The sequence below is a fragment of the Murimonas intestini genome (genome assembly GCF_024622195.1).
Taxonomy (GTDB): Bacteria; Bacillota; Clostridia; order Lachnospirales; family Lachnospiraceae; genus Murimonas; species Murimonas intestini.
This window is the reverse complement of the sequence record NZ_JANKBI010000005.1, coordinates 145,469-167,180: the sequence shown is the minus strand read 5'-3', so window position 1 is coordinate 167,180 and position 21,712 is coordinate 145,469. Positions and strand designations below refer to the sequence as shown.

The following is a 21,712-nucleotide window of genomic DNA, read 5'->3' as shown; positions in this document are numbered from 1 at the left end:
AAATTGGCTTGTGGAGGGATTAAAAAGGAGAAAGTTTGAAAACAGGGGGAAAAATAATGTATTCAGTGATGATTGTAGAAGATGAGCTTCTGACCCGCATGACTTTGTGTAATGCAGTGGACTGGAAGAAGTTCAATATGACAGTGGTAAAGGAAGCAGCTAATGGGCAGGAAGCATGGGAGGCCTGCCAGGAACTGAAACCACAGCTGGTTGTTACAGATATCAGGATGCCAGATATGTCAGGGATGGAGCTTATAGCTAAAATCAGGGAACAGGATGAACGGTGCAGGGTGGTCATACTGACTTGCGTGGAAGAATTTGACACTGCTAAGGAAGCTATTGATCTGCATGTCAGCGCCTATATTCCCAAGCTGACTATGAAATGGTCACAACTGGAAGAGGTCATTGGGAGAGTTCAGCAGGAGCTGGACAGGATATATGGTATTGCGGAACTCCCAGGTATGGGGCACAATATGCAGGGTTCTCAGCACAGACTGTTGGAGGGGATGAAACAGGAGAACGGCTCAGCGTTTGAATTGCTGAAAGATAATGTAATAGGAAGAGGAATGGCGCAGACGTGTATCATGATTCTGATCAAATTGAATTATGGCACCACGGAAGCACCGGCAATGCCGGAGAGCGGGGATCCTGTCTGTAATCTGATGCAAGACTGTTTTAGGAAAGCTCCTTTTGTTATAGAGAGAAAAAGTATGGTAGAATACATTGCAGTAACAGTGTTTGAGGAAGGTGAAAACGGCAGGCAGGAATTGATTCTCAAACTTCAAAAGATGAAAAAACTGTTTAAAATGTATTTGAATATCCGGGCTGTTTTTGGAGTCAGCAGCATGAAAGGGGAAGACAGGCTTGCGGACATGTACAAACAGGCGGAGCGTGCCTTTTGTGAAGAATTTTACTATCCCAAGAGTTCTATTTTCTTCTTTGATGATGTAAAAAGCTGGCATCTTATGGAAGGGGCGGCAGGAGATGATGCGCCATTAAGCGGTATTATCCGTGAGGCCATACATTATATTGAGAACCACTATGCAAGTGAAATAACACTGACAGGACTGGCGGAACGGATGAAACTCTCTGCCGGCCATCTTAGCAGTCTTTTTCGAAATGAACTGAATACAGGATTTGCCAAATATCTGCTGGACGTGCGGATGAGACATGCCAGGCAGCTTCTGATGGATGTGAGTGTTTATAGTTATGAGGTGGCCGAGAAGGTAGGTTTTACGGATTACAGTTACTTCAGCAGATGTTTTAAAAAGGTGACAGGTTTATCACCCCAGCAATATAAGGATATGTTCTGTACACTGGAAGGGGATGACTCACTTGATTAAATACCGCAGGCCTAATCGTATTTTTCTGGAATTATTTATTCCGGTTGCTATTTTATGTATGCTGGTGATATCCATAGGATATTTTGTATATTACCGTCAGACAATCACTATACTTCAGGAAAAACAGGAACAGGAGACATTGCAGAAATTCCGGCAGCAGGATTCAGGACTTGATAAAATTAATGATGAAATAGATAAAATATTTAATATCCTATTGAATAATCTTATCTTTACAAATGTGGATAATGTGGATCTTTTTTCACAGCTGAACAGGTTAAGCGGCTTGAAAGAAGGAGAACGCATTACACGGCTGAAACATATTCTGGCGCAGATGGATGGAATTCTGGAAGGTTATTCACAGCTGGTTTCTATTGACATCTATACTTCTGATCAAAATATAATATCCTGCAGTGAAGCTGGGACTTTTTATGATTTTTCGGGAATGGGAGATTATCCGTTATACAGGAATGGTACTTACCAGAACGTCATGGGAAAGGAAAATGACTGGTATCTGTTTGGAGCCAATCCACTTGGGGATATTTCCATATCCAGTAGGGATAAGTATAATCAGGATACAAATGTGATTACATGGGCGCATAAATTGTTTGATGTCAAGGGAGGCAGTCAGATTGGGATGATATGCCTGAGTATTCAGGAAGATTATATATCGGACAGTTACCGGTATATTTTTGACAGTAAAGAGGCGGATTTTTATCTTGCAGACATACAAAGCGGAGAAATCATCTCATCTCTTAAAAGTCAGGAAATTGGACAGGAATGTCCTTATATTACAGAGATAGGGGAAAGCGTATACGGAAATCTCTCTGCAGAAAGTGAAGGGGAGAGGATAAATGTACTGTATTACCGGCTGAGCAGCGCAGACTGGCTGGCGGTATCTGTATATCCTTATTCTGGTTATCAGAAGGATACTGTCCTGTTCAGGCGGATTTTCAGTATAATACTGGCAGTCACTCTGGTAAGCTTATTTGTGATTCTGCTGTTGGCTGTAAGAAAAATAATGAGGCCGGTAGAAAAGCTGATGGAAGCTATGGCTCAGGTACAGGAAGGCAATCTGGAATATAAGGTGGCAGGAAACTGGAAGAATGAAGTAGGGCTGCTAGTCAGCAGTTATAACTCCATGGCGCAGAGCGTTAAGAACCTGATAATACAAAAGGAACGCGTGCAGCAGGAGAAGACGCAGCAGGAAATACTTGCGCTGAGAGCCCAGATAAATCCTCACTTTATGCTGAACACGCTCAATACCATTAAATGTATGGCAGTTATGGCAAGGGCAGAAAACGTGGAAAACAGCATTGTTATTTTCGGGAAATATATTGAAGCGCTGTTTCGGGTACAGAAAGCATTCCATACTATTCGGGAAGAAATAGATTTTTTAAAAAACTATATTAAGATCTATAATATGAGATTCGGAGAAGTTGTTAAATTAGAGTTGGATGTGGAAGATGAGTTATGGGAGATCCAGATCCCGCGCATTGTACTCCAGCCGGTGGTGGAAAATTCCCTGCAGCATGCTTTCGATTATTCCGACAGCAAAAATGTGATTCGAATTGCAGTAACCCAAAGGGGAGAGCAGATAGAGCTGCTGCTGCAGGATAATGGAAGAGGTATGAGCCTTGAGAGGCTGATGGAGCTTCGTATTATGGTCAGCAATCACCGGGAGGAAAGTACAGGTGAACATGTGGGAATTGCCAATGTAGCGCGGAGATTGTATCTTTATTATGGGGAACAACAGGATATGCAGATTATCAGTAATGAGATGGGAACAACGGTGTGTATCAGAATTAGCAGGAAATGTCTCAGGGACACAGCAGGAAAATAAAGCTGCTGTGTCCTTTTCACTTTATTAGTAACTTATTCCCGATGAGATTAATGATTCAAAGGATATGTGAAAAATGTACATATAATATGAAAAAAATCCATGCTTGTCAGTTTGAAATGTCCAAACATAAGTGGGTGTATTCATTCAATATAGGGGGAAACGCTGATATAATCTATAGCAGATGGAAGGAGGATATGAAAATGTATCAGAAAATCAGCGGTAAAAAAACTGGAGGGCTGACAAAACGCGGGAGAACACCTTTTTTACTTTCTCTGCCCTTTGTACTTTTTTTCATAGTATTTTCCTATCTGCCACTGGCAGGATGGATTATCGGTTTCTTTAATTATAAACCTGGACTAAATCTGCTGGATTGTGAGTTTGTGGGATTGAAATATTTTATGGAGATCTTTAAAGACTGGAGGCAGACTAGTATCGTTCTTCGCAATACGTTAGTACTCAGCGGATTGAACCTGCTTTTTTCCTGGGTGCCTATGATATTTGCCATTATGCTTAATGAGATCCGGAGCAATAAAGTCAGGAAGTTCGTGCAGACGGCAACTACTCTTCCAAACTTTGTAAGTTGGATTATTGTTTATGGAATTGCATTCGCCATTTTCTCTAATGAAGGGATAGTAAATAATCTGCTGACAAAAATAGGGATACTGAATACAGGAGTGAATGTTTTAGGAAACGAAAAAATTGCATGGTGGTTCCAGACGGCGTTGAGCATGTGGAAGAACCTGGGGTGGTCGGCAATCATTTATATTGCGGCAGTAGCAGGAATAAGCCAGGAACTGTACGACGCGGCCAGAGTGGACGGTGCGGGCCGGCTGGCTGAAATAAGACATATTACATTACCTGGATTGCTGCCTACATATTTCGTATTGCTGCTGCTGAGTATCAGTAATATTCTGAGTAATGGTTTTGATCAATACTTTGCATTTTCCAACCCAATGGTGTCTTCGAAACTCAATGTGCTGGATGTGTATGTTTATAATCTTGGAATAGGACAGAATCTGTATTCGTATTCTACTGTCGTAGGCATGTCTAAAAGTTTAATCAGTGTGTTATTACTGGTAGGAGCCAATTGGATGTCCAAGAAAATACGAAAGGAATCAATTTTCTAAGAGAGGAGAGTCGCTAAATGAAGAAAAAGAAAAAAAGGCAGGACTGGGTATTTGATATATTTAATTATCTGATTATAGGCATTATTACAATACTTTGTATTTTCCCATTTTATTATGTATTTATATATTCTATCAGTGATGCTAAGCTGGCAGAACAGGGGATTTCTCTCCTGCCTAAAGGCTTCAGCCTGCAGTCTTACATCACGTTGTTTAAACTTAATGACATTCCCCATGCTATATTTATATCTGTTTTGAGGACACTTATTGGCACAGTGGGAACCGTGCTGGCCTGCTCCTTTTTTGCATATCTGGTGTCTATACCGGAGATGTGGTTCCGTTCCTTTATATACAGGCTTTGTATTTTTTCAATGTACTGCAACGCAGGTATGATACCAGTCTATCTTGTTATTAAAGGGCTGCATCTGACAAATTCATTTTGGGTGTATATTATTCCCGGGCTGGCAGTAGCCTATTATATAATACTGATCAAGACATATATAGAATCTCTTCCTGCTTCACTGAGGGAGTCAGCTATGCTGGACGGAGCGGGGACCTTATCTGTTTACTGGAAAATAGTGCTTCCTTTGTCTAAACCTATCATAGCGACTATAGCACTGTTTACAGCGGTCGGACAATGGAACTCCTGGTTTGATAATAAGCTGTACAACACGAAAGCGGGACTTAAGACTCTGCAGCTTGTACTGTATGATTATCTGAATTCTTCCTCGGTTCTCCAGAATATGTCCAATCTTGACCTGGCAGCAGGAAGAGCTTCGCAGATGACAACACCTATGTCACTGAAGGTAGCCATAACTGTAATTACTATCTTGCCGATTATTATAGTGTATCCATTCATGCAGCGTTATTTTACAAAAGGTATAATGATGGGGGCAGTTAAGGGCTAGTACTGTTATCCTGTACTGGAAGATACAGAAAAAAGAAAGTAACTGGCCGGATAGCTATCCCGGACAGCTGCGAATAATAAAAAGAAAAGGAGAAGGAATATGAAAAGGTATTTAGGAAACTATTTTACAAAGGGATGCGCACTGGTTATGACGGTTGCTGTGGCAGCTGGAGCTTTGACAGGGTGCGGAAAAACAGAAATTCAGGAAAAGGCGGAAACTGGAAGCGTGACTTCAGAGGCAGCAGAGCCTTCTTCCGATGAAGAGCTTATCACATTAACAGTAAGGATTACAGCACCTGATCCAATCCCGGGAATACAAGATAACCGGGTTATGAAGGCTGTGGAAGACAAGTTTGGAGTGCTTGTAGATTACAGTCATTCAGATGACAGCATTAATGCAACTTCTCTGGCAGCCGGTGATTTACCGGATATCATACAAGTGTACTCAACAGAAATTGATACATATATTGAAGGCGGACATGTTATAGCCCTGGATGATCTGGTATCACAGTACGGTCAGGATATTATAAAAAATGCTTCGGACAGTTTAGAATTTTCTAAAAATTATATTACACCAGAAAAATTTAAAGGGACACTCTATGGGCTGATAGGAGGAAATTACCTGGTAAAGGACGATGTGGCTCCGCAGTATAATTATGTCTATGGTCCTATGGTCCCGTGGAATTTCTATGCGGAAGCAGGATACCCTGAATTCAAAACAACTGAAGAATATTTGGATGTGCTGGAAGAAATCCAGACAGCTCATCCGAAGACGGAAGACGGCAAATCTGTATATGCTTTTTGTGGTTGGAATGACTGGGGAATATGGCCATTTATCGTACCATATTGTTTTTCGAGAGGATATATGAATGGTGACTTCTATATCTTTGATGCAGAAGGAAATTTGCAGCCCATGTTTGGAGAAGAGGCAGTATTGTGCAAGGAATCATTCAAAATGTATAATCAGGCATATCAGAGAGGAATATATGACCCGGAATCTTTTACCATGAAGTATACTGACTACGAAACAAAGAGGAAAAACAATCAGGTGCTTGCTCCTCAGGCCGGAGGAGACGGATATTTTCTGATTCCAGGTTCTGCGCCTGTGGTATGGGAAGGTTACGGTTCCATTCTTGCAGGCTCATGTGACCGTGTCTTAATGATATCTAAGAATTGTAAGTATCCGGAAAAAGCTATGGAGCTTATCAATTATCTATATACTCTGGAAGGCGCTAATTTATTTTATGACGGTATCGAGGGGATAGACTGGGCAATGGAAGATGGAAAGAGAGAATTAACTTCAGAAACAATTCAGGAGAGGCTGAATAATCCAAATTATCCGTTAGAAACAGGAGTGGGGATTTACCATAGTCTGGTAGGGCTCTCGCCAAACACTAAACATGAAGACGGGAATTATATTGACCTTATGACTTCTGAAAAAGCTATGAAGGAGCGTGTGACGGAAGTTGACAAAGGCTTTTGCGATTATTATCAGGTCAGTTATCCGGGTGAAGCTTTTCAGAAGGCAGCAGAAGAGGGAAAATGTAATATCCAGTTCTTTAACACCACCTGGCAGGCATTGATGCCGGATATGCCAGATGATATAAAGTTAATTAAAGGTAAAATTGAAAATTACAGCCTGGATTTTGTTGCTAAACTTATTTTATCTGAGACAGACGAGGAGTTTGAAAAAAACTGGGAAACAGGAAACAAGGAGCTGGAAGAAATGGAATTTACAGAATTTTACCGCTGGAATCAAGAAGCAAACCAAAAGGCACTGGAAGCACTGAAATCCCTGAAGTAAGTATAAAAAGATCGATAAGGAGGAAAAGTTGAAGGATGGATATGAAGCTTTTATCAAAAAATGAGTATGCAGTACAGATTGCCAATACCCGTGATGCGAGGATGAAGTGGTGGAGAGAGGCGCGCTTTGGAATGTTTGTGCATTTTGGACTGTATTCTGTACTGGGGCGTAATGAATGGGTCCAGGCATGTGAAAATATCCCGCAGGATGAATATGAAAAACTGGCGGACTCTTTTCAGCCTATAGAAGGATGCTGCAGGGAATGGGCAAAGCTGGCAAAAGAAGCAGGTATGAAGTATATGGTGTTGACCACGAGGCATCATGAAGGGTTTTCACTGTGGGATTCTAAGACAAATCCCTTTAACAGCGTCAATTACGGCTGCCATAGAGATATTGTAAAAGAGTTTGTAGATGCCTGCCATGAATATGGGCTAAAAATAGGATTTTATTCTTCACTGATGGACTGGCATCATCCTGACAGCTGGAAATGTGCCTTTGACACAGAAGCCAGAAAGCGTTTTACAGAGTATATAGAAGCACTGAATACAGAGCTTTTAACGAAATATGGCAAAATCGATCTGCTGTGGTATGATGTCTCCAGTCCAATGGAAAGCTGGGAGGGTTGGGATTCTCTGGCCCGTAACCAACGTCTGCGGGCATTGCAGCCAGATATAATCATTAATGACCGCAGTAAGCTGGAGGAAGACTTTGGCACACCGGAGGGAGCTGTGGAATCACAGACCAGAGACTGGGAAGCCTGCATGACTTTCAACGATATCAGTTGGGGGTACCTGGATGCAAAACAGGCAGAGCCATATGCCTATAATGCCCAGCGTATTATCAGAATGGTGAACATCTGCACAAGGGAAGGCGGAAATCTACTTTTAAACATTGGGCCGGCACCGGATGGAAGCGTGCCGGAAGATGCCTGGGAGCCGCTCAGGCAGACTGGAAAATGGCTCTCACAGAATGAGGCGGCTGTCTATGGTATTCATAAAAAGATAGTAGATGGGTTTCCGGCACGTGGAAATGGTGTTACCTTTTCAAGCCAGTCAGAAGATGGGAGACATATCTATCTGTGGAACTATATCTGGCCTTCTAATGGAGAGATGGGAGTCGGCGGATATTTTAACAGCCCCAGGTCAGTAAAGGTTCTGTCTACAGGCGAGGAGATACCTTTTGTGTATGATGAGAAGAATCAGAGGATCAGGTTGTATGGTCTGCCAAAAACAAGCCCTGACAAAGTTGCGGGTGTGGCGGTACTTGATATGGAATTCGAGGAAGAACCGGAATATCATTCATTCAGTATATTGCCGCAGCTGAATGGTGGAAGGGTTTTTGAATAGTACCAGTAAAATATAAAACTGTTACGCTCTATATATAGTAAAGCTCCCGGATTTTCTCTCCCGGGAGCTTTTTAGGAACCGCAGCGCAGACCTGCGCTGTCTCAGTTTATCCTCCGATCTTTGCAGAAACTCCGCAGCTTTCTACCACGGCCCTGCATTTTTCCATAAAAGAGTCATCAGGGACCTCTATGTCATCTGCGCCCTGCTGCCCCAGGCTTTCCGATTTGGACAGACCCAGGCGGTGATAGGGGAGCAGATGGATCGGGACGTCTGCTTTTAACTTATTTTTCACAAATTCTGCCGTGGCTTCCAGATTGGAGGCATCTGAATTATAGCCCGGTATTACCGGAATCCGTATGCATACAGGCACCCCAAGGGAATGGCAGATATATTGGATATTCTCCAGGATCAGCTCATTAGGCACGCCGGTCAGACGCTTATGCTGCGCAGAATCCATGTGCTTTATATCCAGCAGAGCCAGATCCACGAAGCGGTATATCCGGTCGATGGCATCGCGGCTTCCATAGCTGCAGGATTCGACTGCTGTGCTGATGCCATTTTCATGGCAGGCATAAAGCAGCGCTTCACAAAAGTCGGGGTGGCTTAATGCCTCGCCTCCGCTTATTGTCATTCCGCCCCCGGAACTGACCAAAAAGAGCTTATCCTCCATTATTTTATCTAAGCATTCCTGCACAGTCGTCATTTTACCGGCAATCTCCCGGGCCTGGGAAGGGCATTTTCCGGTGCAGGCGCCGCAGGAGGTGCATAGGCTGCGGTCAGTGACGGCAAAGCGCTTTTCATCTTCCAGCTCCATATGTATCGCTTTTTGCGGACAGGCCGCGGCACATATGCCGCAGCCTGTACATTTTTCACGGTATGTCAGCAGCTGGGGAGAAGAAGTATTGGACTCCGGATTTGCACACCACAGGCATCTCAAGGGACATCCCTTGACAAATACTGTGGTACGGATGCCGGGGCCGTCATGTATACAATATGTCTGTATATTAAATACAGGTGCAGCAAGGTGCAGATATTCTTTTGCCAGCTCCATAATATTACACCTGCTCAAAGGATGTACGGTTAATGACCTCATCCTGTATTGCTCCGCTCAGGCGGGTGAAATAAGCGCTGTATCCGGCAACACGCACTACAAGTTCAGGATGTTCCTCAGGATGGATCTTGGCGTCTGTCATCTCCTGGCGGTTTACTACATTAAACTGGATGTGTTTGCCGCCGTTTGTCAAATATGTCTTGATCATGGAGGCCAGCTTCTTTTCATCATCTGCAGTCTTCAGCGCAGAAGGATGGAACTTCATATTCAGCAGTGTACCCTGGTACGGGTCCTGATCTACTTTCATGGCGCTTAAGAGTACTGCCAGAGGGCCATTGTGGTCTTTTCCGTGATCCGGGGACAGAGAGGCATCCGCCAGGATCTCTCCGCTCCTGCGGCCGTCCGGGGTAGCTCCTGTACACGCTCCGCCGGGCTGATGGGCAGATATGGATATGGCATTCGGCGTTACCTTGCCGTCATAAGCAGTATCCATGCGGTGGCAGGTGTCAGCAAAAAACTTATATACTTCTGAAACGAGCTGGTCGGGCAGATCATCATTGTTGCCGTATTTTGGAGCATTGATAAAGTCTGAATGCATCTCATCAAAGCCTTCCCAGTTATTATCAAGAGCAGTGAGAAGCTCCTGCATCGTGTATTTTTTCTGGTCGAATATCAGAGTCTTGACAGCGGCCAGTGAGTCACCTGTATTAACGCCGCCGACTGCACCCAGAAGACTGCCGTTTTCAAAATCAAAGTGGCGGTCCAGCATATCCTTGCCGCAGGAGACTCCGTTTTTCATCAGAGCGGAACGGAACGGGTCAGGAAAGAGACGGCGCTCTGCGATGAGTTCTACATTATTGCGCTCGGCTGCCATATGCATCAGATAATCAAACTGAACGAAAAAGGCATCCTTAAATTCCTCAAAGGTTTTCATCTGAGTCACATCGCCTGTGGGGATCCCCACATTTTCACCTGTAAAACGGCAGAAGCCATTGTGCATGAACACATCAAAGGCCTGGGCTATGATGAAAAAGGTTACAACCTGGCTTCTTGTCTTTGCTGGTATATTGCCGTCCACACAGCCGGTTGCGCAGTAATCCCTGGCATCCTCTATGGACATGCCTCCCTCAAGGAAGAAATTGATGTAGCTCTTGTCACTTAAAAAGGCAGGCATGCCAAGACCTGTCTTTACTACATCCAGAGCCTTGACCATGAGCTTTTCCGGTGTTTTTTCATGAACCCGGACTGTAATTGTAAAGTGGGGCAGCTGTGTATCCCTGGCTGATTCCAGCAGCAGATAGGATAATTCATTCGTCACATCATTGCCGTCCTTATCAACACCGCCGATGGTCCAGTTATACCATTTAGCCATACCGGAGTTTTTAGCCCGGTTTGCTTTTCCGGATACACGGTTGATCTTCATGGTTTTACAGCGCATGATCTCCAGATATTCCAGGACATCATCATCAGTCAACAGGCCGGCATCAATATCATGGCGGTAGTAAGGATACATATACTGGTCAAATCTTCCGGCTGTAGTTGTGGGCGACGGACATGCCAGAAGGAAGGTGAACCAGAAGGACTGGATAGCTTCAGGGAAGGTCTCAGCCGGCTCATACGGCACCTTGCTGCATATTCTGGCCATTTCAAGCAGTTCTTTTTTTCGGCCTTCGTCTTTCTCTTCAGCAGCCATCTGTCTGGCGAGATCGGCATATCTGCCGGCAAAGCGTACCCATGCCTTGAAGACACGGATAACAGCCTCCCAATAATTTTGTTTATCAATGCTGTCCCCGGAAGTATAGCGCAGATTTTTCAGGCACTGCTCAGCTTCAGCAATGACTGATTTAGCGCCTTCCTTTAATATACGCTCATAATCAATGCAGACAAGGAAGAAGCCGGGGCCGAGGCCGTAGCCGGACATGGCAAATCCTCCTCCGGAGCCGCCTTTCCTGTCTTTCCACGGGGGGAGAATGACGCCGGATTTCATAAAAGGCCACATCCTGTCATTCATTCCCAGAGACTGGGAGAGTGCGTCAACAAGGTTGCTGTTTAATGCATTTCCTGCAAAACGTTCGTTCAGCTGGTAGAGTTCTTCTTCATCTTTGGGATCAATCGTATAGATCTCACTTTTCAGAGCTTCTACTTCATCCTTTGTCCATACCCCATACTCATACTGCATCTCCATACCAAAGGGCTTGCTGGCGCCTGAACCGCAGATCAGGTCATCCTCCTCTATAAAGATCGTGATATTGTCAAGAATATGCTCATGCAGTTTGGCGCGGCGGGTAATCATGGGCTCCCCGGCAGTTGAATCCAGAGATTCGTTAGCCAGCCGGAACAGTTCGATACAAAGCGGATATTTGCTGATACGAAGGCTGTCCTTCATCTTTTTGACTCGTTCATTCATTTGGAAACCTCCTTTGATTTCATGATAATTATGATTCTATAGCGAAAGCTTAACATAAGTCACGCACGCATATCTATGGAAGGTTTTCAGAAAATATAACATCTGGTCGCAAAGTACAGATATTCTGGTTAAATCTGTGACTATCTGTTTAACGGGTATGTAGTTACAAACCCGGGATCCACCATGCTGATGCAGTAGTGCAGGACATAGTGTGAGAAAATAAGATGGGGCTGGTTTTCGGGGGCGGTCAGGTCCATGGAGACCAGCTCTTTTATTTTCCTCAGTTTATTTACTACTGTGTTCCTGTGCATAAAAAGGCTGGCAGCTGTCTGCTCAAGGCTGTGATGGTTGATCAGATAATGAAACAGGGTGTTTTCCAGATTTGTCTTGTGCTTCAGGTCATAGCGGTAAAGGTTGATGACAGCAGGATGGCACAGCAGCATCACACTCTTTGTACTGCCCTCAGTCCGGGCGTGCTGCACACACAGGTCGGTGATGAGCATTGGACAGTAGTTGCCATAGTGGATGATCCGGGATTCCTGATATTTATCTTCGATCTGGTAGTGCAGATAGAGTACCTTGTGGCTGAAGTTGTACAGGGCCGGAAGCCAGCTCATATCACGGGTTCCCCAGCCCACACAGATATAACTGTTATATTTTTTCAGCAGCTCTTCTAACTGAACCGCTATCTCCGGTGAGAGAGACAGATTGTAATTGCGCTCTGCTTCCCAGTTAAGGATTACAATGGTGCCCAGATAAAGGGTGATCTGGCTGTCAGGGAAAAAGTTCTTCAATAGTGGATAAAGCTGCAGGTACAGATATTCCAGCTGTTCTGTGGGCTGGTTCATCTGGACCACCATCAGGCGGGAGAATGTATCGATCCTGTATCCGGAGTGAAGAAAACGGTTCCTGAGTTCCTCAGATGAGCTGAAACGTTTGTCCATGATCTCTTTCCAGATGATAGAAAATCTGGGCGGCACATTGGGATTTGTCCGGGTATCAGAATAAATCAGCCTGGTAAGACAGTCAAAGAGATGCTTCAAAAGCCAGCGGTAATCATGTATGGTATGGTTGGAAGTGGTAATGAACAAAATACCATACAGGAAATTGCTCTGCCATAGTTTTACATAGATAAAAGGAGTCTCAGGCATATTTCCGATCCTGCAGCGGTCGAAACTGTCTTTATCCGTGCCGGAACAGATGTCATGAAACTGCCTGGTGATATGGGCTTTGATGCTTGTGTTGAAATTGGCAGTCTGGTATACCAGATTCCCGAAACTGTTCATCACCAGGGCCTCTTCCCCCAGGAATTTTGAGACCTGGTTGATAACCTGTACCATATCCTGGCAGGACCACAGCTTTTTAAAAAAGCGGGAGGCAGACAGATAGTAGTTCATGGCCTGTGTCACAGCCAGATTCAGCTCATTCTCAGAACGGCTGGCCATGATAATATTTAAATTATATTTTTCACTCAGTTCCTGGAGCACACGGTTTTTAGAAGGCTGTGCTGACACAAGAAAAATAGCAGAGATGCCGGAGCACTGGCTTTTCCTTGTCTGGATAATAGAACTGGCGGTTTTTTCATTAGAAATGCAGATCATCCTGTCGCAGAGTACAGTTTTTTCAGTGAGTATATCGACAGACTCAATCCGGAAATTTTTGCCGGAAAACCTTGAGAAAATAATATCTTCCTGCAGCTTAAGTTTTAACAGATCAAAAATAGCCATAGAGACCTCCTGGTTTTGTGATTTATAAGTGATTGTATCTGGACTCTTGTTATTATGTATATATTTATTATCTAGTATAGCTTATTATCTTCCACATATACAGCATTATTCGACAGGAAATTATGAAAAAATGTCTTTTTGTGCATAAGAAATTAAAAAAAACTGTACGTTTTTGCCATGATTTTTGGAAAACACCTTACAAAAAGATACAATATGACAGGCACATGGTATACTGTACGAAATAAAACAAAATGGGAAGGGAGATGCAGATGTATTAATGACATTAAAAGAGAATTACGACATTGCCATGCGCCATGGGATGCCTGAACAGGTGCCTGTCTATTCAAAACCTGTCCGCTACAATGTAGGACTGGGGGATGTATGGGAAAAGGGACCGGCTGGCGGCGGACTTGACGGCTTTGGATGTCTGTGGGCGTCTGGGATCGGAGGACAGACACCTGTACCCGGAAACTATGTACTGACAGATATAACTGACTGGAAAAATCAAGTCAGATTTCCGGATCTGAAGGCAGTAGACTGGGCGGAAAAATCGGAGAAGGAGTTAAAGGGCCTGGACAGAGATACCCAGTTCATGGAATACTGTATGGGCAATGGGCCGTTTGAGCGGTTCCTGGACCTGATGGGGCTTGAGGAGCTGACTTATGCACTGATGGATGAGCCGGACCACTGCAAGGATTTCCTGAAAGCATTCACAGAATACCGTATTGAGTATATTGAATACATAGGGAAATACTATCATCCTGATTTTGTGGTCACATTTGATGATACTGGTTATGCGTCAGGACTGTTCCTGTCACGGGAGCAGTACTGTGAATTCATCCAGCCTTCCCACAAAATGATTAATGATGCAATTTATGCAATTGGCGCCAGGCCGATACAGCACTGCTGCGGCAAGGCAGAGACACTTGTAGAAGAGTTTATCAGGGAGGGCGCAGTTGCCTGGAGTTCAGTCGATCCGGCAAATGATATAGTGGGTATTTTAAAGAAATATGGTAAACAGATCACACTGATCGGCGGATTTGATTCCTTTGGTGCTCCTGCAGGCATTGACGCCACAGATGAGATGATGATCGGCGAGGTCCACCGGGTGATCGATACGTATGGCCCTTATGGCAGCTTTATTATGGGCAACCATATCGTGCAGGGGGCTACACCGGAGGAAACGATGAGAAGGGTTTTATTGCTTCGTGAAGAAGGACTTAGGTATGCGGCGGAAGCTGCCCACGGTCCTGCTTAAAACAAAAATATTGACATGATAAAAGGGGGATAAGAAATGCTTGCAATGTGGTTATGCCTGATAGCAATTGTTGTTTCTATTGTGATTGGATGGAAGTTTAAACAGAATACCGGTATCATCGCCATGGTATGTGCATTTGTAATCGGTATAGGCGTTATGGGTATGAAAGCCGGCGATATCATTAATTTCTGGCCGACGACTATCGTATTCTATCTGATCTCAATTTCACTGTTTTTTACGTATGCAAACGACAACGGAACTATGGATGTGCTGGGACATAAGATCCTGTACGCTTTAAATGGAAATGCCAAACTGATTCCGCTTGCCATCTTTTTAGTATCTTTAGTTGTTGGAGGTCTTGGGGCTGGCGCATCTACACCAGTTATCGTAGGTCCCTTCCTGTTCCTTATCGGACTCAGCGCCAATGTAAATCCAGTCCTGATCGCAGTCTGCATCGGATATGGAAATACTATTGGATCTGGAAATATTTACAACGGTTACGGCGGTATGATTTCTAAATCTCTGATTGAAGCATGTAATTACAGCGCTTCAGAGGTGAATGCAGCAGGGAACTTTGTCTGGCTGAATTCATGTATAGCTTTTATCCTTTCAGTAGTTATTTTTTATATCTTCTATAAAGGTTATAAGGCTAAAAGAGTGGCAGTGGAGAAGCCGGAGGCTTTCAATCCGCTGCAGAAAAAGACAATGGTTATCGTATTGATAGCATTTGCATTTATGGTCGTACCGGCTCTTTTAAATGCCTGGGTAAAAAATGATGTTGTAGCAGCAGTGGCTAATTTCTGCCAGCCGCAGGTCATCATGTTTATAGGTGCGCTTGTATGTGTACTGATGAAAATTGGTGATGAGAAAAAAGTTATCAAATCTATTCCAATCAACACAATTGTTATGATCGTTGGTGTATACACTCTGATCTGTGTGGCAAAGGAAGCAGGCTTAGTAGACGCGATGGCATCATTGCTCTCCGGTACTATTCCGAAATTCCTGGTTCCGGCATTCCTGATCCTGTTTGCAGCTTTCTTAAGCTTCTTCTCCAGCTGCACATCAACAGTTATGCCGCTGATGTATCCGCTGGTACCCGGACTGGCAGCATCCCTGGGGTTAAATCCCGTCATGCTGTTTGCATGTATCTATATAGGCGGGCTGTCAACAGCCATGTCACCGTTCTCAACAGGTGGAGCGCTGACAATTGCCAGCTGTGCGGATAAGGATGTAAAGGAAAATGTACTGCCTAATGGCATGATAGTTGCTTCACTTGTTATTCCATTAATATGTGCGGTTCTGGCTACCATTGGCGTATTTTCATTTTTCCATATTTAAGTACAAAGTTTAAAGGTAACTATTCAGAAGTCTGTGTAGTAGATGCACATACATTTAAAGTTAGAATGTCAGGGGCAGCCGCTTTTAACAGCGGCTGCCCCTGACATCGGTTTATAAGACTTTAGAACAGGTATATCTTGGCATACCCTTGCTGTGGCTGCCGTACTCAATTGCCTCTTTCGGACATCTGGATATACAGGCCATACAGTGGGTACAGTTTTTGCCCCATACTGGTTTTCCGTTTTGAAGCCGTATATTATCAAGCGGACAGACCCTCTCGCATTTTCCGCAGGATATACAGGCATCTGTGGAATAGAATTTTTTAGAGTGGACAAACAGAGGATAAAAAATATTGTTTACCGGGCCGCTGCTTATTTTATCTTTAAAGGTTATCCCGGCATCTGGAATGGATGTGTTTTTATTTATATAGCGTATCACATCAGATATTTTGTTATCAGCCTGTTCGATGATCTTTAAGGCCTCTTCTTTTCCAGGAGTGGTAAAAAGCGCAATGTAGTTTTCCGGCATGGTGATGGCAGCGCATCCCATATAGTTCAGACCTTTTGCTCTGCAGAGCTTCTTCAGATAACTGCCTGCATTGCCGATGGATCCTCCGCATGTCATTACAAAATAGATACTGCGGTTTCCTGACAATTCTGTCTTCATCAGCCAGTCATGTATGATATGGGGAATCCGCCACGCATAAGTGGGAACTACAAGTATCCAGGGTTTTTCAGATGCAACAGCAGAATAATCTGAGTTCCGTATTTTTTCAAAGAGATCCAGAACGCTGTCATTGATCTCCTTTCCTATTTTTTTGGCAGCATATTCACTGTTGCCTGTTCCAGAGAAAAATATAATCATAATTTATCAGCTCCTTTTAATTAATGGATGGTTGTCACACTTTCATATATGAGATTTACCAGGTCTGCGATGGATTTCCACTGTGTTTCATCCTCACAGATATAATAATAATTTTTAGTGCCGTCTTTGCGCATGCTTACGATACCCGCACTTCTTAAAATCTGCAGGTGATGAGAGACAGAAGGTCTTGTCAGGTGAGTCTTTTCTGCAATCTCGCCTACGCGTATACCAGAGAGATCACTCTGCAGAAGCACCAGAAGAATCAGCTGCCTTGTCTCATCTCCGATTGCAGTAAATGCTTTCCGGCATTCCTGAAATCCCCGAGTTATTTTTTCAACCCGTTCTTTGCATTCTTTTTCCATTTTATCCACCTTTGTACTTTTACAGTTACAAATATTTAACATTTAATTTTTCACGCTGGGCAGAACGATGGTACTTAACCTTAGGATATCCAAGAACTAGGGTGGTAATTACTTTTTTCCCTTTGGGTAGATCAAGTATTTTTTTGATCTTGCGTGAACTGTTGGCAGCCATTGTGAAAAACCCGCTGTACAGTACCCCCAGACCATTTGCCTCCGCGGCAAATTCCATATTCTGTGCTGCGAGTGCCCCGTTTATACTGCTGGAGGATACGATAACAATGACCTCCGGCGCATTAAAAAAGAAAAAGCTGTCTGTAATTTCTACCCTGCGGGACATAGGGCTGAACAGATTCACAAAAGGTTTCAGCTTCCGGAAAAGATTGACTGCCAGATGTTCCAGATTTGATTTTTCCTTTTTTAATACGAAAAAAGAAACGTCCTGCATATTCTTTTTTGTGTGAGTCAGTCTCCCGGCCTCCAGGATCTGCTGCAGAACACTGTCGGGAATTTCTTTATCTATGAATTGTCTGACAGTACGCCGGAAACGTATGGTGTCCAGTACATCGTCAGGATTCAGGCGTACCTCTCTGCTTTTCTCAGCCGGCTGCTCCTCGTAACCGCTGATCGTGACTGCGCCCTTCGGACAGACTGCCGTGCAGTGTCCGCACATGACACAGTCATTTGAAATGATGCAGGCAGTTTTATTTTTGATCCTTATATTATTTGCCGGGCAGTCCTTCACACACATACTGCATCCAATGCATTTATCTTTTGATATACTTATTACATGGTTTGACATAATAATGCTCCCTTCCTTCGTTAACATTCTTTAACCATTATAACAGAGATGATGGAAATTGCATTATCCGTAAAGAAAGTCGTTACCATAAATAAAGAAGAGTGCGGAAATCCTATCGCTGAAAGCAATTTCAAATGAAATATGGAATGTGAAAAAAATCATGCCCAACGATAAAAGTGGGGTATGAATAACAGAAATTTGATGTACAAATACAAAACACTTTATAATAAAAATAGATGTTCCTTTTACTGGGGTGAGCCGGACAGTGCAGGAAACAGTAAGTGTAAATAATACTAAATATTTATTTTGCAAGAAGAGAATTAAGTTCAGTCAAGAGAGAAGATTTCATTACTTCTAACTCGTTTTCAGTTGGTTCAGCTGCAGAAGAATACATTTTTTCTCTGGGATACCACCATACAGGTCCCTGTCCATCTTTTCCATAAATTCCTAAATCGTTTTTTCGGCGTGGAAATAAGTGCCAGTGCATATGAGAGTCACCATTACCGAGTAATTCGTAATTCATTTTTTCTGCCTTAAACGCTTTCTGGACAGCTTCAGCAACGAGAGACATTTCTTCTAAAAATTTTAATTTCGTTGAATGATTAAGCTGGTATAATTCATTTACATGTTCCTTATATAAAAATAATGTATATCCTTTGAAATGCTGATTATCGCCGATTACTACATATCCAGTTTCTAATTCTTTAACAAAATAAGGGTTTGTTCCATTTTTTATCATGGAAATCCTGTCACAAACTATACACATAATTTTCTCCCTGTTTACCAATTAATGTTTATATGGAAATTCTGGTTCAATAATAATTTACAGAATGAATAACACTGTATGATTATACAATCTGAAGAATATCGTAAACTTAAGAATTTAAATTATTATACAATCTAAGCAGTATATTTACAACTAAATTCCATATTATTGCGGAAAGGGTAACTGCCAAGGTTACTATTCACACGCCAAGGTATCCGGAAGGTAACTATCCCACTTAATTGTGCCTGCTTTACTCCCGCAGATTCCAGGTATAGAATAAATATAGTCAAAGAAACACTGCAGTAGAAACGGAGGAAAAGCAGATGGATGAGAAAGCAAGAAAATACGTGGATATGTTCCGGCAGGTAAAGATAGCTTCAGCGGCGACTGTAGATGAAGGCGGCCATCCCCGCAGCAGGATCATAAATATCATGATAGCATCGGACGAGGGAATGTATATTGTAACTTCTAAGGGAAAGCCGTTCTACAGCCAGCTCGTTAAGACAGGGGAGATAGCTCTTAGCGCCATGTGCCCCGACTGCCAGTCCCTGAAATTCTGGGGAAAGGTCAAAATGGCGGAAAAGAAGTGGGTAGATGAAGTATTTGAACAGAATCCAGGCATGAATGAAGTCTACCCGGGAGATACAAGATATATACTGGATGCATTTCTTATATATCAGGGAAGCGGGGAGTGGTTTGATCTGCTTCATTATCCTATAAGGAGGGAATCATTTTCTTATGGAATGGAGGAAGAGAGGGCAGGATACTTGATAACAGATGCCTGTACCGGATGCGGGGCGTGTACTGCAGTCTGCCCTCAGAAATGTATTACGGAAGGGACTCCCTGTATAATTAATGCATCAAACTGCCTGCAGTGCGGGGCATGCCGGGAAATCTGTCCGGTTGATGCTGTCAGAAGCCTGTATAAGTCAAAGGCCACGCAGTAAAGCTGCGGCATCAAATCTGTACCGCGCAGGTAAAAAGCAGATCCTCAAATATCTCAAACATGTGATATTTGAGGATTTGCTTTTTAATTACCAGGACTTTATAATAAAAGTAACAAGAAATAACGCAATGGTTCAGCCTACACAGTTACATACGAACATCTATAACGAAAAATCAAATTTTGGGAGAACGCAGCATGAAACAGATCATGATATTGGAAGATGACCCTGCATTAAACCAGGGGCTGCAATATGACCTTGGGGCGGAAGGGTATCTGGTACGTCCTGCATTCAACATTGCAGAGGGAAAGAAGCTTTTTGAAATACATTCCGCAGACCTTATACTTCTGGATGTGAACCTGCCGGACGGAGACGGGTTCGAATTCTGCAGGTGGGTGAAGGATAGAAAAAAAGAGGTTCCTGTCCTGTTTGTCACGGCCAGGGATCTGGAACAAGATGCGGTGCAGGGATATGACCTGGGCGCGGATGACTATATCATAAAACCGTTCAGCATGGTGCTGCTCAGAAAAAAAATCGCTGCCGTTTTCAGGAGGATTGGCGGGGCAGGCCAGCCGGACTACGATGACGGGCATCTCTTTGTAAGACTGGATGAGATGGAAGTCTTAAAGGACGGGGAAAAGGTGAACCTGACGCCTACAGAGTACAGGCTTCTGAAGGTATTCTTAAGCAGCCGCAGACAATTGCTTACCCACGAAGTCCTTATAGAAAATGTGTGGGGAGTGGAGGGATTGTTTATTGATAAGCATGCGTTAGCCGTAAATGTGAACAGGATGAGAAGTAAGCTGGAGGGAAACGGCCATGTATATATTGCAAATGTATATGGCATGGGATACCAGTGGGCAGGTGAGAGAGAATGAGCGGAGCAGGGGCGGCAATGGGCGCAGTAATTCTGGTACTTCTTTTTTCCTCCGGTTTTTTATATTTCAGGTATTGGAGATTAAAGAAAGATATCTATCATTTTGTGGACAAGATGGATAAGTGCCTGGAAGAAATGATCAGTGGAAAAGATGGCCTGGAATTTGAGGAGACAGGGGAAGATGTGCTCTCCAGGCTTCAGACGAAGCTGAAGCGCCTTTATGAGATGAAACAGGAATATGCTCTGAGCGCCCGCAGGGAAAAGGAACAGATCCAGGCTCTTATTTCCGATATTTCTCATCAGACGAAGACGCCTGTGGCAAATATGAAAATGTATCTGGAGATCCTGGAGAACAGAGAAAACAGCCGGGAGAAGGCACAGGATTTTTTGGAGCTGATTGACGGTCAGGTAGAAAAGCTTGACTTTCTCATCAGGTCAATGGTGAAGATGTCCCGGCTGGAGACGGGAGTTCTGAAGATAGTAAAGACTCCGGCACCTGTTTTCGAGACAATCGGGAATGCGCTGGCGGCTATTCGGGCCAAGGCGGAACTGAAAGGAATACAGGTATTTGTGGATTGTCCGGAGAAGCTGACTGTGAACCATGACAGGAAGTGGACAGAGGAGGCCGTCTATAATATTCTGGATAATGCAGTCAAATACACCGAAACAGGAGGAAAAATAAGTATATCTGTGGTTCAGCAGGAAATATTTGTAAAGATCAGTATAAAAGATACAGGTAAGGGAATTGCTGAGGAGAATCTGGGGAGGGTATTCAGGCGTTTTTACAGGGAGGAGGATGTCCATGACCAGGAGGGAGTGGGAATAGGTCTTTATCTGTCCAGAGAGATCATTACAATGCAGCAGGGATATATAGAAGTTAAATCTCAGAAGGGGAAGGGATCGGTATTTCAGATCTACCTGCCCAGATAAAGGCTGCAGCGGATTGCAGAAGAAT

Annotated in this window: 18 protein-coding genes; 11 read left to right on the top strand and 7 right to left on the bottom strand. The window is 43.6% G+C overall.

What is annotated here, in order from left to right:
- Window positions 1-56 precede the first annotated feature (56 nt).
- From NSB28_RS10240 to NSB28_RS10215, 6 genes are all read left to right on the top strand, one after another.
- On the top strand, window positions 57-1,343 hold the full coding sequence (locus NSB28_RS10240; protein ID WP_109625129.1) for a response regulator: 1,287 nt from the start codon (window positions 57-59) through the stop codon (window positions 1,341-1,343).
- The gene (locus NSB28_RS10235) at window positions 1,336-3,183 is read left to right on the top strand and encodes a sensor histidine kinase (protein ID WP_257497500.1); all 1,848 of its coding nucleotides are present in this window, start codon (window positions 1,336-1,338) and stop codon (window positions 3,181-3,183) included. Before NSB28_RS10240 ends, NSB28_RS10235 begins: the two co-directional genes overlap by 8 nt.
- A gap of 200 nt (window positions 3,184-3,383) precedes the next feature.
- The gene (locus tag NSB28_RS10230; protein WP_109625127.1) at window positions 3,384-4,310 is read left to right on the top strand and encodes an ABC transporter permease subunit; all 927 of its coding nucleotides are present in this window, start codon (window positions 3,384-3,386) and stop codon (window positions 4,308-4,310) included.
- A 17-nt stretch (window positions 4,311-4,327) separates the two neighbouring features.
- Window positions 4,328-5,215 (top strand): carbohydrate ABC transporter permease, encoded by an 888-nt coding sequence (locus tag NSB28_RS10225; protein ID WP_109625126.1) that lies wholly within the window; start codon window positions 4,328-4,330, stop codon window positions 5,213-5,215.
- Window positions 5,216-5,314: 99 nt separating this feature from the next.
- Entirely contained in the window at window positions 5,315-7,018 is a 1,704-nt protein-coding gene (locus tag NSB28_RS10220) for an extracellular solute-binding protein (RefSeq protein ID WP_109625125.1), read from the top strand.
- A gap of 35 nt (window positions 7,019-7,053) precedes the next feature.
- Window positions 7,054-8,364: an alpha-L-fucosidase gene (locus tag NSB28_RS10215; RefSeq protein WP_207708130.1), complete on the top strand. Its 1,311-nt coding sequence runs from the start codon at window positions 7,054-7,056 to the stop codon at window positions 8,362-8,364.
- Window positions 8,365-8,470: 106 nt separating this feature from the next.
- Here NSB28_RS10215 and NSB28_RS10210 read toward each other — a convergent pair whose 3' ends face one another.
- The 3 genes from NSB28_RS10210 to NSB28_RS10200 all read right to left on the bottom strand — a co-directional run bounded on the left by NSB28_RS10210 (window position 8,471) and on the right by NSB28_RS10200 (window position 13,549).
- Window positions 8,471-9,415 carry a glycyl-radical enzyme activating protein gene (locus NSB28_RS10210; RefSeq protein WP_257497499.1) on the bottom strand — a complete coding sequence of 315 codons (945 nt, stop codon included), beginning with the start codon at window positions 9,413-9,415 and terminating at the stop codon, window positions 8,471-8,473.
- A 4-nt stretch (window positions 9,416-9,419) separates the two neighbouring features.
- Window positions 9,420-11,822, bottom strand: coding sequence for a glycyl radical protein (locus tag NSB28_RS10205; protein WP_109625123.1), 2,403 nt, complete (start codon window positions 11,820-11,822; stop codon window positions 9,420-9,422).
- Between the two features lie 140 nt (window positions 11,823-11,962).
- Entirely contained in the window at window positions 11,963-13,549 is a 1,587-nt protein-coding gene (locus NSB28_RS10200) for a helix-turn-helix domain-containing protein (RefSeq protein WP_109625122.1), read from the bottom strand.
- Window positions 13,550-13,826: 277 nt separating this feature from the next.
- Here NSB28_RS10200 and NSB28_RS10195 point away from each other — a divergent pair, with 277 nt between their 5' ends.
- On the top strand, window positions 13,827-14,807 hold the full coding sequence (locus NSB28_RS10195) for a uroporphyrinogen decarboxylase family protein (RefSeq protein ID WP_109625121.1): 981 nt from the start codon (window positions 13,827-13,829) through the stop codon (window positions 14,805-14,807).
- 36 nt (window positions 14,808-14,843) lie between these two features.
- Window positions 14,844-16,145 (top strand): SLC13 family permease, encoded by a 1,302-nt coding sequence (locus tag NSB28_RS10190; RefSeq protein WP_109625120.1) that lies wholly within the window; start codon window positions 14,844-14,846, stop codon window positions 16,143-16,145.
- Between the two features lie 111 nt (window positions 16,146-16,256).
- Here NSB28_RS10190 and NSB28_RS10185 read toward each other — a convergent pair whose 3' ends face one another.
- The 4 genes from NSB28_RS10185 to NSB28_RS10170 all read right to left on the bottom strand — a co-directional run bounded on the left by NSB28_RS10185 (window position 16,257) and on the right by NSB28_RS10170 (window position 18,936).
- Complete coding sequence (locus tag NSB28_RS10185) at window positions 16,257-17,009, bottom strand: EFR1 family ferrodoxin (RefSeq protein ID WP_109625119.1); 753 nt, start codon at window positions 17,007-17,009, stop codon at window positions 16,257-16,259.
- 20 nt (window positions 17,010-17,029) lie between these two features.
- The gene (locus NSB28_RS10180) at window positions 17,030-17,371 is read right to left on the bottom strand and encodes an ArsR/SmtB family transcription factor (protein ID WP_109625118.1); all 342 of its coding nucleotides are present in this window, start codon (window positions 17,369-17,371) and stop codon (window positions 17,030-17,032) included.
- 25 nt (window positions 17,372-17,396) lie between these two features.
- Complete coding sequence (locus tag NSB28_RS10175) at window positions 17,397-18,170, bottom strand: nitroreductase family protein (protein ID WP_109625117.1); 774 nt, start codon at window positions 18,168-18,170, stop codon at window positions 17,397-17,399.
- A 301-nt stretch (window positions 18,171-18,471) separates the two neighbouring features.
- A complete protein-coding gene (locus NSB28_RS10170) occupies window positions 18,472-18,936 on the bottom strand; it encodes an HIT family protein (RefSeq protein WP_109625116.1) in 465 nt (154 codons plus the stop codon).
- A gap of 323 nt (window positions 18,937-19,259) precedes the next feature.
- Here NSB28_RS10170 and NSB28_RS10165 point away from each other — a divergent pair, with 323 nt between their 5' ends.
- The 3 genes from NSB28_RS10165 (at window position 19,260) to NSB28_RS10155 (ending at window position 21,687) form a co-directional block, all read left to right on the top strand.
- A complete protein-coding gene (locus NSB28_RS10165) occupies window positions 19,260-19,883 on the top strand; it encodes a 4Fe-4S binding protein (protein ID WP_109625115.1) in 624 nt (207 codons plus the stop codon).
- Between the two features lie 194 nt (window positions 19,884-20,077).
- Window positions 20,078-20,758 carry a response regulator transcription factor gene (locus NSB28_RS10160; protein WP_109625114.1) on the top strand — a complete coding sequence of 227 codons (681 nt, stop codon included), beginning with the start codon at window positions 20,078-20,080 and terminating at the stop codon, window positions 20,756-20,758.
- Complete coding sequence (locus tag NSB28_RS10155; RefSeq protein WP_257497497.1) at window positions 20,755-21,687, top strand: sensor histidine kinase; 933 nt, start codon at window positions 20,755-20,757, stop codon at window positions 21,685-21,687. Before NSB28_RS10160 ends, NSB28_RS10155 begins: the two co-directional genes overlap by 4 nt.
- Window positions 21,688-21,712 lie beyond the last annotated feature (25 nt).